Source organism: Polaromonas sp. P1_E12 (genome assembly GCF_056405975.1).
This window is the reverse complement of sequence record NZ_JBFUBB010000003.1, coordinates 120,872-138,613: the sequence shown is the minus strand read 5'-3', so window position 1 is coordinate 138,613 and position 17,742 is coordinate 120,872. Positions and strand designations below refer to the sequence as shown.

Sequence of the window (17,742 nt, the reverse complement as noted above, 5' to 3'; positions counted from 1 at the left end):
ATCAAATAATGCGCGAGAAACGACTGCGGTTGAGGTCGGACTGCAGGTAGCGGTCAAACACCATGGCGACCGCGCGCAACACGAACCGGCCTTCGGCCGTCACCTCGATGCCGGTGCTGGAAAGCAGCACAAGCCCGGCATCCTCCAGTTCGCGCAAGCGCTCCAGTTCCGCCGCAAAGTAGGTCTTGAAATCCAGCATCCAGGCGAGCTCTATCGATTCGAACCACACCTGGCCCTGGCACATGATGGCCATGATCACCGCGCGGCGCGCCAGGTCGTCCCGGCTCAGTGCCAGGCCGCGCGTGACCGGGAAGCGCCCCTGGTCAAGCAAGTCGCAGTATTCCTCCAGGGTTTTGGCATTCTGGCTGTAGGTGGCGCCGACCGCGCCAATGGCCGATACGCCCAGGCCCACCAGGTCGCGGTCGGGCTGGGTGCTGTAGCCCTGGAAGTTGCGGTGCAGCCGGCCCTCGCGGCTGGCCACGGCCAGCGCATCGTTCTCAAGCGCGAAGTGGTCCATGCCGATGTAGCGGTAACCCGCGCCCTGCAAACGCTGCATCGCTTCGGCCAGCATGGCGGCCTTGTCCTCGGCCGCGGGCAGCAGCGCCGGCGGGATGTGCCGCTGCGGCTTGAAGCGCTCCGGCAAATGGGCATAGGCATAGAGGGCAATGCGGTCCGGCCTGAGTTCCTCGACCTGGCGTATGGTGCGCGCGAAAGACGTCTGCGTCTGCCGCGGCAGGCCGTAGATCAGGTCCACATTGATGGATTCAAACCCGAGCACGCGCGCCTGCGCAACCAGCGCGAACACCTGTTCGGCGGGCTGGACGCGGTGCACGGCTTTTTGCACGTCGGCATCGAAATCCTGCACGCCGAAACTCAGGCGGTTAAAGCCCAGGGCCGCCAGCGCGGCCAGGCGCGTGTTGTCCACGGTGCGTGGGTCTACCTCGATGGCCATTTCCGCACCGGCCGCGATGTCGAAGTTGCGTCTGAGCATGTCCATGAGCTGTGCGAGTTCCGCGTCGGACAAAAAAGTCGGCGTGCCCCCACCCAGGTGCAGCTGGCTGACAGGCTGTCCCTGCCCCAGGCGCGCCGTGTACAGGGCCACTTCGCGCTCAAGATAGCCCAGGTAGGCGGTGGCACGGCTGTGCTGCTTGGTGATGATCTTGTTGCAGGCGCAGTAGTAGCACAGCGATTCGCAAAAGGGGATGTGCACATACAGCGATAGCGGTGCCGCCGAGGTCTCGGCCCGCGCGCGCCTGTCGTCCAGCGCGCGGCCGTGATCGACGGCGGTAAAGGCCTCGACAAAACGGTCCGCCGTCGGAAAGGACGTGTAGCGCGGGCCGGAGATGTCGAACTGGCGAAGGGCCTGGGGTAGAACAGCGGGCATGGGATGGTTCAGGAATGTGAGGCCTCCACTGTGCCGCCTCTCCGCCCCGGCTGCGTTGATGTGGATCAACGAGGGCGCAAGGTGCGGCCGCCGGACGCGTTTGCCCCGTCCTTGACCTGCGTCAAATCGCCGCGAAGGGCGCGCCGTAAGCTGGCGGCTTCCCCATTGCCTTGGGTCAACGGCCCCGGCTGCCAACCCTTCATCTCATGTCCCTCTCACAAGCAATCCAAGAAAACCAAGCCACCGTCCTTCCGCACCGAAAAGTCCTGCGTTCCTGGCTTCTTCCTGTCTCGACCAAAAACACCGGCCTCGCGTTGGCGCTGGCCCTGATGGACTTTGCCCTGTTCGCTGCATGCATGGCCGGGGCAGTGCTCGCGGGCCACCCTGCCCTCCAGGTGCTCATGGCCCTCTTGGCCGGCTTCATGATCGCGAGGCTGTTTATCCTCGGCCACGACGCGTGCCACCAGAGCTTCACCCCACACCGCAAACTCAACCGCTGGCTGGGCCGCCTGCTTTTTTTGCCCTCGCTCACGCCCTACAGCCTGTGGGATGTCGGGCACAACATCGTGCACCACGGCTACACCAACCTCAGCGGCTTTGATTTCGTATGGCAGCCCGCGACCCTTGAGGCCTATGAAAGCATGCCCGTCTGGAAACAGTGGCTGGAGCGCGCCTACCGCAGCGGCTGGGCGCCCTGGCTCTACTACCTCGTGGAAATCTGGTGGAAGCGGCTTTACTTCCCGTCCAAAGCCGTGATGCCTACGCGGCGCGGCATTTTTGTCGCGGACAGCTTGCTGGTCACTGCCGCTGCCGCAGCCTGGATCGCAGGCCTTGTGATCGCGGCAGGGTCTACCGGTCAGTCGGCGCTCTGGCTTTTGGCCGCTGGCTTTTTCCTGCCGCTGTTAGTGTGGAACGGCCTGATAGGTTTTGTGGTCTACGTGCACCACACGCACACCCAGATCGCCTGGTATGACAACAAAAAAAGCTGGTCGGACGCCAACCCCTTTGTCTCCACCACCGTGCACCTGACCTTCAACTCGTTTTTCGGCGCGGCGCTGCACCACATCATGGAGCACACGGCCCATCACGTAGACATGGGCGTGCCGCTGTACCGCCTGAAACAGGCGCAGGCCATGCTGGAGGCCAGGCTGCCTGGCCACATCGTCGTACAGCCTTTTTCCTGGCACTGGTACTTCGATACGGCGCGCCGCTGCAAGCTTTATGACTTCGAGCGGCGGCAATGGACGGATTTTTCCGGTACCCCGGCCACCCAGTCGATGGTCGTTCAGTGAACCTGGGTATCGAAGACGTGTTTGAGGGCCGCGTGGTCGAGGATGCGGATGTGGCGTTTGTCGACTTCCAGGATGCCCTGCTGCAGGAAGGCGGAAAAGGTGCGGCTCACGGTCTCCAGCTTCATGCCCAGGTAGCTGCCGATTTCGGCGCGCGACATGCGCAAGTGGAATTCGCTGGCTGAGTAGCCACGCAACTTGAGCCGCTGTGACAGGTTGAGCAGGAAGGCAGCCAGCCGCTCTTCGGCATTCATGCTGCCCAACAGCATCATCAGGCTGTGCTCCTTGACGATTTCCCGGCTCATCAGCCGGCTGACGGCCTGCTGCATGTCGGCACTGGTCGCAGCCAGGCCGCTGATCTGGTCGTAGGGAATGGTGCAGACTTCAGTGTCTTCGAGTGCAGTGGAGTTGCTGGCATACGCGCCGTTGGCAATACCGTCCAGGCCCATCAGTTCACCGGCCATCTGGAAGCCGCTGACCTGCTCACGGCCATCTGCCAGCGTCAGGCTGGATTTGAAGGTGCCGATACGCACCGCATAAATGTTGCGGAAAGCTTGGCCCTCGTGGTAGAGCGTCTGCCCCGCCTTGACCTTCGTCCGGCTGAAGTGGAGATCGTCCAGTCCATCCACATCGGCGGGCTTCATGCCGCAGGGCAGGCAGAGGTCGCGCAGGTTGCAGTTCGAGCAGTGAGTCTTCAGTGGCAGGATAGCGGCGGATGAAATGCCGCTGACGGATGAAGTGCCGCTGGCGGATGAACAGGCTATGGGCATGATGACTCCTTGGATTGGGAGGAAGAAACGGACTGATCCACACGCCGCGGCTGCGCAAGCATTGCCACGGTGTCCCCGAGTTGGTAAAACTCGGCGTGTTTATCGAGAAAACAGGCAGCGCCCGCAGCCAGGTAGCGCGCACGGTAGGCGGCCTCGGCATGGTTGCTGAGGATGATGAAAGGAATGTCTTGCGTGGTTTTGAGGATGGACTGCAGCACCTGCATGCCCGTGCCCTTCTCGAATTGCACGTCAAGCACCACCACATCGGGCTGCGTCGCCAGGATGCCCGAGACCGCAGACTCCGGCGTATCGGCCTGGCCCGCGACCACCACGCCCCGGGCGGTAAGCATTTCGGCAACGCTGCGGCGGCTCAGCGCGGAGTCGTCGGCCAGAAAGACCCGGGTGGGTGAAGCAGTGTGTTGCATGCCCTTACTGTCGCGCAGGCGGCGCGGCAGGGACATCGTCTTTTGCTGAAAGGCCGGCTCGGATAAGGCTGGTTCGCCGGCACCGGCGCTCCGATCCAGACTCGGAAATTTCCGAGCCTGTACCGACCAGCGCGCCCGCTTAATGCGCCATCAACACGGGTAGCGTCATGCTTTTAAGCACGGTCCGGGATGCGCCGCCCAATACCCATTCATAGGCGCGGGCGCGGCCATAGCAGCCCATCACCAGCAAGTCCGCCTGCAGATCGAATGCGCGCGACAGCAGCAGGTCGCCCAGGTTCCCGGGTTCCGCGCCTTCCACATTTTCCCGGTGCCAGCTGGCCTGGACACCGTGGGCCTTCAGGTAAGAGACGATATTCGGACCTGCGCCCGTAGCCGCCACGGCATCAACGCCCCAGCTCAGGATATGCACCGAGTTTGCGTTGCGCAGGATGGGGAGGGCCGCGGTCACCGCGCGTGCGGCTCCGCGGGTGGGCTTCCAGGCGATCACCACATTGCCCGGCAAACCCGGTTTTGCCGACGTGTAGGGCAGCACCAGTGCCGGCCGCCCGCTCAGGGCAATCACAGCCTCCGGAAAATCCGCCGGCATCAGCGTGGACCAACCCTCGCCCGGGCCGTGCTGGCCCAGCACCAGCAGGTCGGCATAGAGCGCCTGCCCGGCAAAGGCCGATAGCAGCGGAAATTCATGGACTTCAGCCCATGCGGCCGGCAGCCCCGCAGGCCGGATCTGTTCGAACACCGAGCGCGCCCGCGCCAGTTCGGTGTCCTGTACGTTCTCCCGCCTCACGGCCAGGCCGGTCCCCATGCCGGAGGCAACGGGAAGCGCCTCGGAGGCCGAAGGCGAGGCATAAAGCGCCGTGATGCCGGCGCCGTACTGCGCGGCAAGCCGGCAGGAAAATTCAAGGCGTTGCGCGAATTGCGGCGAGGCGTCGGCATGGACCAGCAGTTGTTTGAGTTCATTGCTCATGGAACACCTCCGGTGCAGAGTTTGGATACCCTGACTGTAGGGAGAGGCGCCCGAGGCTGTGTTGATCGTTGTCAACACAAGGCCGCTTTCCGCAGCAGACCGGTGGGCCTCAGGGGTCCAGTGGCTCGGTCAGTCCATGCTTGAGCGCATAACGGATCAACTCGCTCTGGTTTTGCAAGCCCATTTTCTGCATGAGGTTGGTCTTGTGGGTGCTGACGGTCTTGACCGACAGGTTCAGCTTCGTCCCGATGTCCGTCAGGGAAACGCCGGCCACCAGCAATTGCAACACTTCAAACTCGCGATTCGAAAGGCTTTCATGCGGCACTGCCTGGCTGCCGGGCATCGCACCCAGCGCGAGTTGCTCGGCCACTTCGGCGCTGATGAAGGCGCCGCCTGAAGCCACCTTGCGTATGGCCTGCTCCAGCTGGTCCGGCGCGCTCTCTTTGGTCAGGTAGCCGCTGGCGCCGTTCTTGATGGCGCGCACGGCGTACTGCAGCTCCTGGTGCATGCTCAGGACCAGGATGCGCAGCTGCGGCTTTTCGCCGCGAATCAGCTTGATGAGCTCCATGCCGCTGCGCCCCGGCATGGAGAGGTCCAGCACCAGCACGTCGAAGGCCAGCTCGCGCACGCGCTGCATGACTTCCGTCCCGTTGCCGGCCTCGCCGGCGACCTCCATGTCCTCGATGGAGGACACGATACGCTTGAGCCCCTCCCGCACGATGGAATGGTCGTCGGCAATCACAATCCTGATCACGTGATGTCTCCTGTTTCGGGCACCGGGATGCTGACCCGTATACGAGTTCCCTGGCCAGGCGCGGTGTCTATGTCCACCGTCCCCTGCAGCAGGCGGGCCCGCTCGCGCAGACCCATCAGGCCCAGCGAGCCGGGCTTGCGCGGGGCGTCCGGCGCGAACCCGGCACCGTCATCGCTCACGTCGAGGACCACGGCCGCATCAGTCCTCGCTATGCGTACATCGACTTGCGACGCACTCGCGTGCTTTGCCACGTTCACGAGCGACTCTTGCACAATGCGGAACACCGCCGTGGCATACGGTTCGGCCAGCTCAACCTCCTCGTCCAGCGACAGCTTGCACACCACGCCGTGACGCTGGGTGAAATTATGGGTGAGCCACTGGATGGCCGGCACCAGGCCCAGGTCGTCCAGCAGCAACGGCCGCAAATCTGACGCGATGCGGCGCGTGGCGGCCACCGTGGTGTCCAGCAAGCCGAGCATGTCGTCCAGTTTGGCCCGCACGGCACCTGCATCCGGGGGCAAGGCTTCCCGAATCCAGGTGGCGTCCATCTTGATCGCCGTCAATGACTGCGCGAGTTCGTCGTGCAGCTCGCGCGCGATCCGTGTTTTTTCGCTTTCACGGATGGCGTGGGCCGCCGAGGCGAAGGCGCTCAGTTCCTCGCTCGCGCGGACCCGCTCAGTCACGTCGCGCAGGATCACGGTGTAAAGCTTGCCATGCGCGGTATCGAGCTGCGAGATGGAAGCTTCCAGCGGAAACTCCTCGCCGCTGGACCTCCGCCCATACAGCACCGTGCCATCTCCCATGCGCCTGGAGGTTGTGCCGGTCTGACCGAAACGCCGAACCTGCTCGCCGTGTGCCCCCTGGTGCCGCTGTGGAATCAACCGTGTGAGCGGCTGGCCCAGCATCTCGCGCGTGGGCCAGCCGAATATCTTCTCGGCCGCCTTGTTGTACAAGAGCACGTTCTGCTTGCTGTCCACAGTGATGATGGCGTCCATGGCCGAATCCAGCAGACCGGCCAGCCTCGCGTCCGCGCCCTCCAGCGCTTGCTTGCCGATACGGTCTCGCGCCGCGTCACGCCCGGCCAGCAGCCAGGCAATGCCGCATGTGGCGGCGGCCAGCGCTGCAACCAGCGGCAGGCCCGGCAGCGATTGTGGGCTGGACGCCAGATGGACGGCGGCCAGCAGCGTCAGGGTTGCCATCACGGCCAGTGCGATGGCCATGGAGCGCCGGCGCTTGGGCACCGCGTCACCGACGTGGGGGAACAGGGACATGGGGCAGCTTCGGGAGTGGAACCCGATCTTACCGCCCGGCCCTTTCTGCGGAAGCCGGCACAGGCCCCATCAGCAGCACCGTCAAGGCGCTGGAGGCCGCGCAGGCAAGCCAGAACACAAAAAAGGCGGCGGTCTGCAGTGCCAGCCGGGACAGCCCCGCGGGTTGCCCGTAACGCAGCATTTCCTCAGGGTCGAACAGTCCGAAGAGCAGCAGTTCCAGCAGGCAGGCCGACAGAAAGGCCGGCCAGGCGATGCCCAGTATCTTGTTGGCTGAAATCATGGGGTCTCCTCTTTGCGTTGCAGGCGATCAGGGACGAGCCGTTTTGTCGGGTGTGGCCGCGTGATTGCGCCCCTCCAGGGCCGGCGCCAGTGCCCTGGGTTGATGCAGCGCATTGGTGCGCGAGGCCCGCGCCGGCTCCTGTCCGCCTATCACGGCATCCGGATACTTGACGGCCAGGAAGGCTGTCACCACGCCTGCCACGACCACTGCGGCGGGCCCGGAAATCACCAGCCAGACATGGCCGTGCTTCCACCATGGAGTGGCTTGGGTGGGAATGGAATTCATGAGGGGCCTTTCATCGCGATTCATCGCGGAACAAGGAACACGGATTTTTCTTCGACGTGGGCACGCCCGCTTTCATCGCCGACACGGAACACGATGGCGTGCGAGCCGGCCGACGCCGAGCCGTAGGGAATCTGCAGCCGCACCGCGACCCAGCGGGATTCGGTGGGGCCCACGCTGACTTCAGCCTCAGAGGCGACCGTCAGGCTCTCCAGTCCGGCGGCCGCAATCGTGTAGCGCTGCGGCTGCTCGGTGGCGTTCATGATCTGCAGCCGGTAAACATTTTCCAGCCGCCCGCCCGCCACGATGCGCGAAAGCGCGGCACGGTCCCGCACGACGTCGACCTTCAACGGCATGCGCGCCACCAGGCTCCAGAGAAGTGTCAGGCACAGTACGCCGAGCAGCGCCGTATAGACCAGCACGCGCGGGCGCAGCACCTGCCGCAGCATGCGTGAAGCACCCCATTTTCCGGCGAGCGCGTTCTGGGTGGTGAAGCGGATCAGACCCCGCGTATAACCCATTTTGTCCATCACACCATCACACACATCCACGCATGCCGCGCAGCCTATGCACTCATACTGCAGGCCCTCGCGGATGTCTATGCCTGTCGGGCAAACCTGCACGCACAGGGTGCAATCGACGCAAGCCCCCAGGGACAGCGCCGCGGCGTCGGCATGGCGCGACCTGGCGCCGCGCGGTTCACCCCGCGCGGGGTCGTAACTCACAATCAACGTGTCTTTGTCAAACATCGCGCTCTGGAAGCGCGCATAGGGGCACATGTATTTGCACACCTGCTCACGCAGGAAGCCGGCATTGCCGTAAGTGGCGAAACCGTAGAACAAGACCCAGAAGATTTCCCAGCCGCCCATTTTGGTCTGCAAGAACTGCAGGATCAGCTCGCGGGCCGGCACGAAATAAGCGACAAAGGTAAAGCCGGTCCACATCGCCACACCTATCCAGAGGATATGCTTGAACCACTTCTTGACCAGTTTTTCCAGCGAGAACGGGGCGCCGTCCAGCCGCAACCTGGCCGTGCGGTCGCCCTCCACCTTGCGCTCTATCCAGAGGAAAATTTCGGTGTACACCGTCTGCGGGCAGGCAAAGCCGCACCAAAGCCGGCCCGCAACCGCCGTGAACAGGAACAGCGACAAAGCGCTGGCGACCAGCAGGCCGGTCAGGTAGATGAAGTCCTGCGGGTACAGCACATAACCGAAGAGATAAAAGCGCCGCGCCTCCAGGTCGAACAGCACCGCCTGGCGCTGCCCCCACTGCAGCCACGGCAACCCGTAGAAAAACAGCTGCGTCAAGATGACGAATGCCCAGCGCCAGCGCGCAAACAGCCCGCTCACGGAACGCGGGTAGATTTTCTTTTGCGCCTCGTACAGCGACTCCCCTGCCGGCTCTGCCGCTGGCACGATGGGAATGATTTTTCGCAAAGGCAGCTGGGTCACTGTCGCCTCAAAGTTTTGCCGCAGCGGCTTTGTTGGAGAGCCCCCAGATGTAAGCTGTCAACACATGGATCTGCGCTTCCGTGAGCTTGCCGGCCTGCGCAGGCATTTCGTTGGTTTTGCCTTTGTTCACAATGTCGACGATGGCCTGCTCTCCCCAGCCGTGCAGCCAGATGTCGTCGGCCAGGTTGGGCGCGCCTATCGCGGTATTGCCCTTGCCGTCCATGCCGTGGCAGGCCGCGCAGGCGGTGAATTTGGATTTGCCGAGCTGCGCGCGCAGTGAATCGTGGGGACCACCGGACAGGCTCAGGACGTAATTCGCCACGTTCTTGACATCATCCGCTGTGCCTACAGCGGCCGCCATGGGCGGCATCTGGCCCTTGCGGCCCACGGTCAGGGTCTCCCTGATTTTTTCGGTTGAGCCGCCGTGGAGCCAGTCGGTGTCGGCGAGGTTGGGAAAGCCCTTGCTGCCGCGCGCGTCCGAGCCGTGGCACTGGGCGCAGTTGTTCATGAAGAGGCGCTCGCCCACCGCCATGGCATTGGCGTCGCCGGCGAGCTCGTCCGCGCTTTTGGCGGTGAAGCCGGCGTACAGCGGTGCAAGCTCCTTGTCTGCGTTGTCCATCGCGGTGTTGTATTCGCCACGCGTGCTCCAGCCCATTTCGCCCGGGTAAGCACCAAGGCCCGGGTAAGCGACCAGGTAGAGCAAGGAATAGATCACGCTGATCACGAACAGCCACATCCACCAGCGCGGCATCGGGTTGTTGGACTCGCGCAGGTCTTCATCCCAGACGTGGCCCGTCGTGTTGTCGCTGTTCTGGGGTATTTTTTTGCGGGCCGTCGCCCACAGCAGGACCAAGGCACCGAGGATGCCGATCAAGGTCAGCGCGGCCACATACCAGGACCAGAAGTTGTCTGTGAAATCGCTCATGGCTCACACCCGATGTGTTGTGCAGTGAATAAAAAACCGGTGAAGAGGTCTTGCATGGCGCTACCCCCTAGTCCTGCAGGAAGGGGATCTTTGCGTCCTCTTCAAACCGCGTGCGGTTACGGCTGGAATAGGCCCACACCAGCAGACCGACGAAGGTGGCAAAACACAGCAGGGTAGCGATGATGCGCAGCGTGTTGACGTCCATGTCGCTCTCCTTTACTTCAGGGCCTTGCCCATAACTTGCAGATAGGCCACCAGGGCATCCATTTCCGTCTTGCCCTTCACCACACCAGCGGCCTCGGCGATTTCGGCGTCGGTGTAAGGCACCCCCACCCTGCGCAGTGCTGTCATGCGAGGCGCCATGTCGGCGGGGTCGACGGGCTTCTTCTCCAGCCAGCTATAGGCCGGCATGTTGGATTCAGGGACCAGGTCGCGCGGATTGTTCAGGTGGATACGGTGCCATTCGTCGGTGTATTTGCCACCTACGCGGTGCAGGTCGGGACCCGTGCGCTTGCTGCCCCACTGGAAGGGATGGTCGTAGACAAATTCGCCGGCCACCGAGTAGTGCCCGTAGCGCAACGTCTCCGCGCGAAACGGGCGGATCATCTGCGAGTGGCAGTTGTAGCAACCCTCGCGCAGGTAGATGTCGCGGCCGGCCAGCTGCAACGCACCATAAGGCTTCACGCCTTCAAGCGGTGCGGTGGTCGACTTCTGGAAGAACAGTGGCACGATTTCCACCAGGCCGCCCACGGCGATCACCAGCAGGATCAGGATGATCATCAGGAAGTTGTTGGTTTCGATCTTCTCGTGCGAGAAGCCGGCCGCAGAGGGGGTTTCGTCTTTCATGGGATGTGCTTTCTTCTCTTGTTATGCGTGAGCCAGCGCCGGCACCGGCACCCGGACGGGGCGGCCCTTGGCCACCGTCATGCAGACGTTCCAGGCCATCAGTACCATGCCGCCAAGGTACAAAAGCCCGCCAAAGAAACGCACCACGTAGAAGGGATAGGTGGCCTTCACCGATTCGACGAAGGTGTAGGTCAGGGTTCCGTCGGCGTTGATGGCGCGCCACATCAGACCCTGCATCACGCCGGCGATCCACATGGCGGCGATGTAGAGCACGATGCCCACGGTGGCCGTCCAGAAATGCACCTCGATGGCGCGCACCGAATACATCTGCTTTTGCCCGAACAGGCGGGGAATCATGTAATACAGCGTGCCCATGGAAATCAGGCCCACCCAGCCCAGGGCACCCGAATGCACGTGGCCCACGGTCCAATCCGTGTAGTGCGACAGCGCATTGACGGTCTTGATGGACATCAGCGGGCCCTCGAAGGTGCTCATGCCATAGAACGACAGCGACACGATCAGGAAACGCAGGATGGGGTCCTCGCGCAACTTGTGCCAGGCACCCGACAGGGTCATCACGCCGTTGATCATTCCGCCCCAGCTGGGTGCCAGCAGGATCAGCGAAAACACCATGCCCACTGACTGCGTCCAGTCGGGCAAGGCCGTGTAGTGCAGGTGGTGCGGACCCGCCCACATATAGGTGAAGATCAGCGCCCAGAAGTGGACGATGGACAGGCGGTAGCTGTAGACCGGCCGCTCCGCCTGCTTGGGGATGAAGTAATACATCATGCCCAGGAAGCCCGCGGTGAGGAAGAAACCCACGGCGTTGTGGCCGTACCACCACTGCACCATCGCGTCCTGCACACCCGCATAAGCGGAATAGGATTTCATCCAGCCGGCCGGAATCTCCGCGCTGTTGACCACGTGCAGCACCGCCACCGCAAGAATGAAGGCGCCGTAAAACCAGTTGGCCACGTAGATGTGCCGGACCTTGCGGATTCCCAGGGTGCCGAAAAAGACGATGGCATAGGACACCCAGACCAGGGTGATCAGGATGTCGATGGGCCACTCCAGCTCGGCGTATTCCTTGCCGGTGGTGTAACCCAGCGGCAGGCTGATCGCTGCGCCCAGGATGACCAGCTGCCAGCCCCAGAAGGTAAAGGCTGCCAGCCGCGGTGCAAACAAGGGAACGCTGCTGGTGCGCTGGACGACGTAGTAGCTGCTGCCGATCAATGCACAGCCGCCGAAGGCGAAGATGACAGCATTGGTATGCAGCGGCCTGAGCCGGCCGTAGCTCAGCCAGGGAATGCCGAAGTTCAGTTCAGGCCATGCCAGCTGCGCGGCGATGAAAAGGCCCACAGCCATGCCGACCACACCCCAGAGCACAGCTGCCAGTGAAAACTGGCGAACCACCTTGTCGTGATAGGCGATCCCTCGTGTCGTTTCTTCGTTCATGAAGCACCTTTTGTCTTGATGCTTCAAAGTGTCGATGCGGCACGGGTCGCGCCATTTGATGCAGGTCAATCAGTGTGCAGAATGCGCTCGGCTTCCTGCTCAAGCGCCTCGAACTGACCTCGCCATACCGCCCAGCCCAGTGCGCCGATGATCAGCAAGGCCAGCACGACTGAGAGTGGGATCAAGAGGAACAGGATATCCATCTAGTTCTCCGGCGGGGTGCGCGCCAGCCTGGCCGAGTTGGCCACCACCAGCAGCGAGCTGGCCGCCATGCCGAAGCCGGCCAGCCATGTGGGCATATAGCCAAAAACCGCCAGCGGTACGCAGGTCGCGTTGTAAACCGCTGCCCACAACAGGTTCTGGCGCACGACCGCCCGGGTGCGCCGCGCCTGCGCGACAAGGGCTGGCACCGTGAGCAGCCGGTTGCCGGTCATGATGAAATCCGACCTTGCCTGAGCCACCGGCACGGCCTGACCCATGGCCATGGACGCATCAGCCACGGCCAGTACCGGCCCGTCGTTCATGCCGTCACCCACCATCATGACGCGATGGCCCTCGCGCTGAAGGCGGCGCACATGTTCCAGTTTGACCTCAGGCGTACATTCGCCAAAGCACCACTCAATGCCTGCCCGGCGCGCCAGGTGGGTGACAGCCTGGCCCGTATCGCCCGAAAGCAGCTGCACGCGGACACCGAGCTTGAGCAACGCGTCCACGGCCTGGGCCGCGTCTGGCCGCATCGCTTCGTCAAGCTCGAAACCCGCGAGGTAGTGCTCGCCATCGGACAGATGGGCCTGCAACACCGGCACATCGCGGCCCGGCACAGGCACGCCGCAAAAAAAGGCCGCCCCCAGGTTGAGGTAATGCGGCTCACTGCCGTCCAACCGGGCCACCTTGCCGCGCAGGCCCCGTCCGGTAACCTCCTCCACTTCGCTGGCCACCCAGTCCGCTGCGGGAAAGCGGGCGGCGATGGCGCGCGAGACCGGATGCAGCGAGTGCCTGGCCAGCGCCCCCGCCCAGTCACACGCCTCGTCGCGGTTCACACCGGCAGGCGTATGGGCCATCACGACTTGCATGCGGTCTTCTGTCAACGTGCCGGTCTTGTCGAAGATCACGGTGTCGATGGCAGCGCAGCTTTCCAGCGCCTGCAATTTGCGCACCAGCACGCCGCGCCGGGCCAGTGCGCCCGCGCCGGCCAGCATGGCCGCCGGCGTGGCCAACGACAAGGCGCAAGGGCAGGTCACGATGAGCACCGCGACCGCGACCGCCATCGCATGCGCCTGACCAAAAGGCCACCACCACACGGCTGCGGCGGCGCTCGCCAGCAGCACGGCCACCAGGAAGGGACTGGCGACGCGGTCCACCAGTTGCACCAGGCCTGGCTTTTCGACTGAGGCCTGCTCCATCAGGGCCACGATTTCGGCGTACCGGGTTTCCGGCCCGACGCGCAGCACGCGCACCTGCAGCACACCCGTGAGGTTGTGGCTGCCGGCAATGACACCATCGCCCACCCGCCGCAGCAGGGGTTTGGATTCGCCGGTGAGCAGCGACTGGTCGACCCGGCTCTCACCGCCCTCAACGGCCCCATCAGCGGGGAAAGCCTGACCAGGCAGCACCCGAATCAAGTCGCCGGCGACAAGGCGGCGCACGGCCACCGCGCGGAAACTGCCATCGGCTTCCCGCCGCTCCACGCTGTCCGGAAGGCGCCGCATCAGCGCCTCCAGCGCACCGGCGGTGCGGTCGCGCAGGCGCTGCTCCAGCAGTCGGCCCGACAGCAGAAAAAAAACGAACATGGGCACCGAGTCGTACGAGGCATGGTCACCCCAGGGGCCCGCCGGGTCAAAGGTCGCGGCCGTGCTGGCACCGAAGGCGATCAGCACGCCCAGCGCCACCGGCACGTCCATGCCGATGCGCAGGTTGCGCACATCGCGCAGCGCCGCCGCAAAAAACGGCCAGCAGGAAAACAGCAGCACCGGCAGGGTCAGCACCCAGGAGGCCCAGCCCAGCAGCGCCTGGATGTCGGGCGTGATCTCGCCCGCCGGCGCCAGATAGGCCGGTGCCGCGTACATCATGACCTGCATCATGCAAAAACCCGCCACCAGCCAGCGCCACAACATCACCCGCTGAGCCTGCACCCTGCGGCCGGCCAGCAGCAGGTCGCCTGCCGGCAAGGCGCCGTAACCGGCCTGGTGCAATGCCGCAATCCAATAAGAAGGCTGCGTGGTCTGCGGATGCCACTGAAGCCGCGCCGTGGCAGTCACGCCGTTGACCTGGACCGTATCCACGCCGGGCAGCTTGCGCAAAACCTCCTCGACCGTGAGCGCACAGGCCGCGCAGTGCATGCCCTCCAGCGCCAGGTACGACTCCCACCAGCCCTCGCGCCCCGCGACCGGCCGGCTAAAGCCCTCCCATTCGGCCGACTCGTCGAGCACGGCCCATGCGGCGGCGGGCGGCAAGAGACCGGCGGAAGCCGGGGCGATGGCGGTTTGCATGACGCAAGGGTAGCCAGCACGGCATGCCGCGCCCTTGATATGGATCAAGCCTGGGCGGGTGCGGCGCCTCTCTGTACGTTATCGAACAGTCCGATAGGCGGATGTTTGCGATAACAGCAATGCAGGGTTTGCCGAAGTGGCATCGCCTTGATCCAGGACAAGCGGCGGACCTTCCGCAGCCGCCAGACTGGCACCTGCCGAGTGCAGCCTCCAGGCTGGCTTGCCGTTTGCCGCCGCCTGGGCAAAACCGGATAAAAAAAGACAACGATGAAAATTCCCCGCGCCGCTGAAGAAAGCCCGCAGCCCGAAACACCCTGCGACCCGTCGGTGCGCGAGATCGAGGACGTCGCCGCGAGCACGGGCGCGGACCTGCTGCGCGGCCTTTCTTCCGGCGAGGCGTCACGGCGGCTTGGCGCGCAAGGGCCCAATACCCTCAACGCCGCGCCGCCCGTGAGTGCGTGGCGGCGCATTCTCTCGCAGTTCCAGGACCCCCTGATCTATTTACTGCTAGCGGCCATTGCCATTTCGCTGCTCGCATGGGCCATGGACGGGCGGCAAGGCTGGCCGATTGACGCGCTGGTGATTGCCGTCGTCGTCCTGCTCAATGCCGCGCTGGGCTACGTTCAGCAGGCCAAGGCGCGCGGCGCGGTGGTGGCCCTGGCCAAACTCACGCAGGCGAGTTCTTCGCTGATGAGGGACGGCCGCGTGCAAAAAGTGGCGCTGGCGTCGCTGGTGCGGGGCGACCTGCTGGTCCTGAATGAGGGGGACGTGGTGGGCGCCGACGCGCGGCTGGCGGCCGCCACCGCCCTGCGTGTCCACGAGGCCTCGCTGACCGGGGAAAGCTTCGCCGTGCTGAAAAGCACCGCTTCGTTGCGGGCCCCGGCCGCGCTGGGCGACCGCGTGAACATGGTCTTCAGGGGCACGGCCATCACCCAGGGCACGGGCCGCGCGGTAGTCACGGCTACCGGCATGAACACCGAAATGGGCGCCATTGCCGCCATGCTCGAGGCGACGTCGCAAGCGCCTACCCCTTTGACGCGGGAAGTAAGCCGGCTGGGCCGGATGCTCGGCATCGCGGTGCTCATTATTGCCACCGTGGTGGTGGCCACCATCCTGATGCTGTCAGAACTGCGCACGGCCGGCGACGTCATCGCTGTGCTGCTTCTCGGCGTGGCGCTGGCGGTGGCGGCGGTTCCGGAAGGCCTGCCCGCCATCCTGTCGGTGGTGCTGGCCATGGGGGTGCAGCGCATGGCCAGGCACAAGGCGATCATCAAAAACCTGTCGTCCGTGGAAACACTGGGCTGCGCCTCCGTCATTTGCACGGACAAGACAGGCACACTGACGCGCGCGGAAATGACCCTGACGCGCATTGCAACGGCATCCGGCATGGTGGAGGTGACGGGCGTGGGCTATGTACCTGAAGGCCGCGTCGAGCAGGCCGGCGGCGAACTCGCCGCCGGGCCGCTGCGGGAAGAGGTGGCGTTTGCGCTGCTGGGCGGCAGCCTGGCGGGCAATGCCGGCCTGCGGCAGGACTCCGCCGGCATCTGGCGGATTCAGGGCGATGCCACGGAGGCGGCTTTCCTGGTCGCCGCGCGCAAGCTCGACCCTTCACTCCAGGCACGCGCCGGCCGCTATGACCGCATCAGGGAGATTCCGTTCACGTCGGACCGGAAAATGATGTCGGTGATTGAGCGTGACCATGACCAAGGTGGCGCCGCCATGCTCATCAGCAAAGGCGCGCCGGACGTGCTGATCGAGCGCTGCACCCATGTGAAGGTGGGCGCGGCAACCGTGATGATGGATGCCGCCCGCAAGGCCGCCCTGCTCCGCAACGTCGACACCCTCTCGGACGCGGCCTTGCGCACACTGGCCGTTGCCTTCCGTCCACTGCACGCCGGTGAAGACCCGGCATCCGCATCACTGGAAGAAGACTTGGTCTACGTCGGCACGGCCGGCCTGATGGATCCGCCGCGCGAGGAAGCGGCCGTGGCGATACGCCAGGCCCAGCGTGCCGGCATCCGCGTCATCATGATCACGGGCGACCACCCGCGCACGGCGCTGCGCATTGCCGCGGACCTCGGAATCCGCGGCGCGCAATCGCCCGCGCTGACCGGCATTGAGATGGACAGTCTGGAGGATGCGGAATTTGCCGCCGCGGTTCGCCAGACGTCGGTGTATGCGCGTGTCGCGCCGGCGCACAAGCTGCGCATCGTGGATGCGCTGCAGGCCGACGGCCAGGTGGTGGCCATGACAGGCGACGGCGTGAACGATGCCCCCGCATTGAAGTCCGCGGACATCGGCATCGCGATGGGCCTGACCGGCACCGAAGTGACACGGCAGGCCGCCCGGATGATCCTGGCCGACGACAACTTCGCCACCATCGTGGAGGCGGTGCGCGAAGGGCGCGGCATTTTTGACAACATCCGGAAATTCCTGCGCTACCTGCTGTCCTCCAACATGGGGGAGGTGTTGACGGTGTTCCTGGGTGTGGTGGGTGCCGGCGTCATCGGGCTTCAAGCCCCCGGCGTTGCGGTGGTACTGCCCCTGCTGGCCACACAGATCCTCTGGCTCAACCTCATCACCGACTCCTGGCCGGCGCTGGCCATGGGCATAGACCCCGCGGTCGGCGACGTCATGACGCGAAAGCCCCGCACCCGCGATGAGCGCGTGATCGATGGCCGCATGTGGTCGGGGATATTGCAGACCGGCGCCGTCATCGCGGTGGTGACGCTCCTGACCATGGACATGTTGTTGCCTGGCGGGCTGATCGAGGGCAACCAGGACCTGGCCGTCGCCCGCACCGCCGGCTTCACCGTGCTGGTGCTGGCGCACCTGTTCAATGCCTTCAACGCGCGCTCGGAATCCGCCTCCGCGTTTCGCGGCCTTTTCTCCAACCCATGGCTATGGGCCGCGCTGGGCTTGTCGTTGGGCCTGCAGATCGCGGTGGTCAACCTGGAGTTTCTGAACTACGCTTTCGGCACGGTGCCCCTTACGTTTGAACAATGGCTGCTGTGCGCCGCCATGGCCAGCACGGTCCTGTGGCACGCCGAATTGCGCAAACTGGCCAGCCGGGCATGGCGCAGACATGCGCAAACGCGAACCGCCGCGGCCGGCGGCCCGCAGTGAAGACTTCACC

17 protein-coding genes are annotated in these 17,742 nt (G+C 64.5%); 2 read left to right on the top strand and 15 right to left on the bottom strand.

The features are described 5' to 3' along the window. Position 1 precedes the first annotated feature (1 nt). Positions 2–1,384: an oxygen-independent coproporphyrinogen III oxidase gene (gene hemN, locus AC1D13_RS10520; protein ID WP_477666427.1), complete on the bottom strand. Its 1,383-nt coding sequence runs from the start codon at positions 1,382–1,384 to the stop codon at positions 2–4. 206 nt (positions 1,385–1,590) lie between these two features. On the opposite strand from hemN, the gene AC1D13_RS10515 reads away from it, so the two are divergent. Next, on the top strand, positions 1,591–2,676 hold the full coding sequence (locus AC1D13_RS10515; protein ID WP_477689506.1) for a fatty acid desaturase: 1,086 nt from the start codon (positions 1,591–1,593) through the stop codon (positions 2,674–2,676). On the opposite strand, the gene AC1D13_RS10510 is transcribed toward AC1D13_RS10515, so the two are convergent. The 14 genes from AC1D13_RS10510 to AC1D13_RS10445 all read right to left on the bottom strand — a co-directional run bounded on the left by AC1D13_RS10510 (position 2,670) and on the right by AC1D13_RS10445 (position 14,606). Beyond that, entirely contained in the window at positions 2,670–3,443 is a 774-nt protein-coding gene (locus AC1D13_RS10510) for a helix-turn-helix domain-containing protein (protein WP_477666425.1), read from the bottom strand. The two genes, AC1D13_RS10515 and AC1D13_RS10510, sit on opposite strands and share 7 nt — an antisense overlap. Then, on the bottom strand, positions 3,434–3,904 hold the full coding sequence (locus tag AC1D13_RS10505) for a response regulator (protein ID WP_477666424.1): 471 nt from the start codon (positions 3,902–3,904) through the stop codon (positions 3,434–3,436). The genes AC1D13_RS10510 and AC1D13_RS10505 overlap by 10 nt, the downstream gene beginning before the upstream one ends. Before the next feature lie 103 nt (positions 3,905–4,007). Further along, on the bottom strand, positions 4,008–4,853 hold the full coding sequence (locus tag AC1D13_RS10500; RefSeq protein ID WP_477666423.1) for a universal stress protein: 846 nt from the start codon (positions 4,851–4,853) through the stop codon (positions 4,008–4,010). A gap of 109 nt (positions 4,854–4,962) precedes the next feature. Next, positions 4,963–5,607, bottom strand: a complete 645-nt coding sequence (locus AC1D13_RS10495) for a response regulator (protein ID WP_477666422.1) — start codon at positions 5,605–5,607, stop codon at positions 4,963–4,965. Next, positions 5,604–6,878 (bottom strand): PAS domain-containing sensor histidine kinase, encoded by a 1,275-nt coding sequence (locus AC1D13_RS10490; protein WP_477666421.1) that lies wholly within the window; start codon positions 6,876–6,878, stop codon positions 5,604–5,606. Before AC1D13_RS10490 ends, AC1D13_RS10495 begins: the two co-directional genes overlap by 4 nt. A 28-nt stretch (positions 6,879–6,906) precedes the next feature. Beyond that, positions 6,907–7,158, bottom strand: a complete 252-nt coding sequence (locus AC1D13_RS10485) for a hypothetical protein (protein ID WP_457281521.1) — start codon at positions 7,156–7,158, stop codon at positions 6,907–6,909. A gap of 27 nt (positions 7,159–7,185) precedes the next feature. After that, on the bottom strand, positions 7,186–7,443 hold the full coding sequence (locus AC1D13_RS10480) for a nitrogen fixation protein FixH (RefSeq protein ID WP_477666420.1): 258 nt from the start codon (positions 7,441–7,443) through the stop codon (positions 7,186–7,188). 20 nt (positions 7,444–7,463) lie between these two features. Beyond that, on the bottom strand, positions 7,464–8,891 hold the full coding sequence (gene ccoG, locus AC1D13_RS10475) for a cytochrome c oxidase accessory protein CcoG (RefSeq protein ID WP_477666419.1): 1,428 nt from the start codon (positions 8,889–8,891) through the stop codon (positions 7,464–7,466). Positions 8,892–8,898: 7 nt separating this feature from the next. Further along, on the bottom strand, positions 8,899–9,816 hold the full coding sequence (ccoP, locus tag AC1D13_RS10470; protein WP_457281524.1) for a cytochrome-c oxidase, cbb3-type subunit III: 918 nt from the start codon (positions 9,814–9,816) through the stop codon (positions 8,899–8,901). 67 nt (positions 9,817–9,883) lie between these two features. Further along, on the bottom strand, positions 9,884–10,021 hold the full coding sequence (locus tag AC1D13_RS10465) for a cbb3-type cytochrome oxidase subunit 3 (RefSeq protein ID WP_457281525.1): 138 nt from the start codon (positions 10,019–10,021) through the stop codon (positions 9,884–9,886). An 11-nt stretch (positions 10,022–10,032) separates the two neighbouring features. Further along, complete coding sequence (gene ccoO / locus AC1D13_RS10460; RefSeq protein WP_457281526.1) at positions 10,033–10,662, bottom strand: cytochrome-c oxidase, cbb3-type subunit II; 630 nt, start codon at positions 10,660–10,662, stop codon at positions 10,033–10,035. A gap of 21 nt (positions 10,663–10,683) precedes the next feature. Continuing rightward, positions 10,684–12,117: a cytochrome-c oxidase, cbb3-type subunit I gene (gene ccoN / locus AC1D13_RS10455; RefSeq protein ID WP_457281527.1), complete on the bottom strand. Its 1,434-nt coding sequence runs from the start codon at positions 12,115–12,117 to the stop codon at positions 10,684–10,686. Positions 12,118–12,182: 65 nt separating this feature from the next. Beyond that, positions 12,183–12,320 carry a cbb3-type cytochrome oxidase assembly protein CcoS gene (gene ccoS / locus AC1D13_RS10450; protein ID WP_431095040.1) on the bottom strand — a complete coding sequence of 46 codons (138 nt, stop codon included), beginning with the start codon at positions 12,318–12,320 and terminating at the stop codon, positions 12,183–12,185. Then, the gene (locus AC1D13_RS10445; RefSeq protein WP_477689505.1) at positions 12,321–14,606 is read right to left on the bottom strand and encodes a heavy metal translocating P-type ATPase; all 2,286 of its coding nucleotides are present in this window, start codon (positions 14,604–14,606) and stop codon (positions 12,321–12,323) included. 267 nt (positions 14,607–14,873) lie between these two features. Between AC1D13_RS10445 and AC1D13_RS10440 the strand changes: the two genes are divergently transcribed. Next, positions 14,874–17,732, top strand: coding sequence for a cation-translocating P-type ATPase (locus tag AC1D13_RS10440; RefSeq protein WP_477689504.1), 2,859 nt, complete (start codon positions 14,874–14,876; stop codon positions 17,730–17,732). Positions 17,733–17,742 lie beyond the last annotated feature (10 nt).

Bases quoted from the DNA above. Each gene is read 5' to 3' on its own strand.
- AC1D13_RS10465 (WP_457281525.1), bottom strand. From the start codon at position 10,021: ATGGACGTCAACACGCTGCGCATCATCGCTACCCTGCTGTGTTTTGCC.
- AC1D13_RS10500 (WP_477666423.1), bottom strand. From the start codon at position 4,853: ATGAGCAATGAACTCAAACAACTGCTGGTCCATGCCGACGCCTCGCCG.
- ccoP (WP_457281524.1), bottom strand. From the start codon at position 9,816: ATGAGCGATTTCACAGACAACTTCTGGTCCTGGTATGTGGCCGCGCTG.
- AC1D13_RS10505 (WP_477666424.1), bottom strand. From the start codon at position 3,904: ATGTCCCTGCCGCGCCGCCTGCGCGACAGTAAGGGCATGCAACACACT.
- AC1D13_RS10490 (WP_477666421.1), bottom strand. From the start codon at position 6,878: ATGTCCCTGTTCCCCCACGTCGGTGACGCGGTGCCCAAGCGCCGGCGC.
- hemN (WP_477666427.1), bottom strand. From the start codon at position 1,384: ATGCCCGCTGTTCTACCCCAGGCCCTTCGCCAGTTCGACATCTCCGGC.
- AC1D13_RS10480 (WP_477666420.1), bottom strand. From the start codon at position 7,443: ATGAATTCCATTCCCACCCAAGCCACTCCATGGTGGAAGCACGGCCAT.
- AC1D13_RS10485 (WP_457281521.1), bottom strand. From the start codon at position 7,158: ATGATTTCAGCCAACAAGATACTGGGCATCGCCTGGCCGGCCTTTCTG.
- AC1D13_RS10515 (WP_477689506.1), top strand. From the start codon at position 1,591: ATGTCCCTCTCACAAGCAATCCAAGAAAACCAAGCCACCGTCCTTCCG.
- ccoO (WP_457281526.1), bottom strand. From the start codon at position 10,662: ATGAAAGACGAAACCCCCTCTGCGGCCGGCTTCTCGCACGAGAAGATC.
- AC1D13_RS10445 (WP_477689505.1), bottom strand. From the start codon at position 14,606: ATGCAAACCGCCATCGCCCCGGCTTCCGCCGGTCTCTTGCCGCCCGCC.
- ccoN (WP_457281527.1), bottom strand. From the start codon at position 12,117: ATGAACGAAGAAACGACACGAGGGATCGCCTATCACGACAAGGTGGTT.
- AC1D13_RS10440 (WP_477689504.1), top strand. From the start codon at position 14,874: ATGAAAATTCCCCGCGCCGCTGAAGAAAGCCCGCAGCCCGAAACACCC.
- AC1D13_RS10510 (WP_477666425.1), bottom strand. From the start codon at position 3,443: ATGCCCATAGCCTGTTCATCCGCCAGCGGCACTTCATCCGTCAGCGGC.
- ccoS (WP_431095040.1), bottom strand. From the start codon at position 12,320: ATGGATATCCTGTTCCTCTTGATCCCACTCTCAGTCGTGCTGGCCTTG.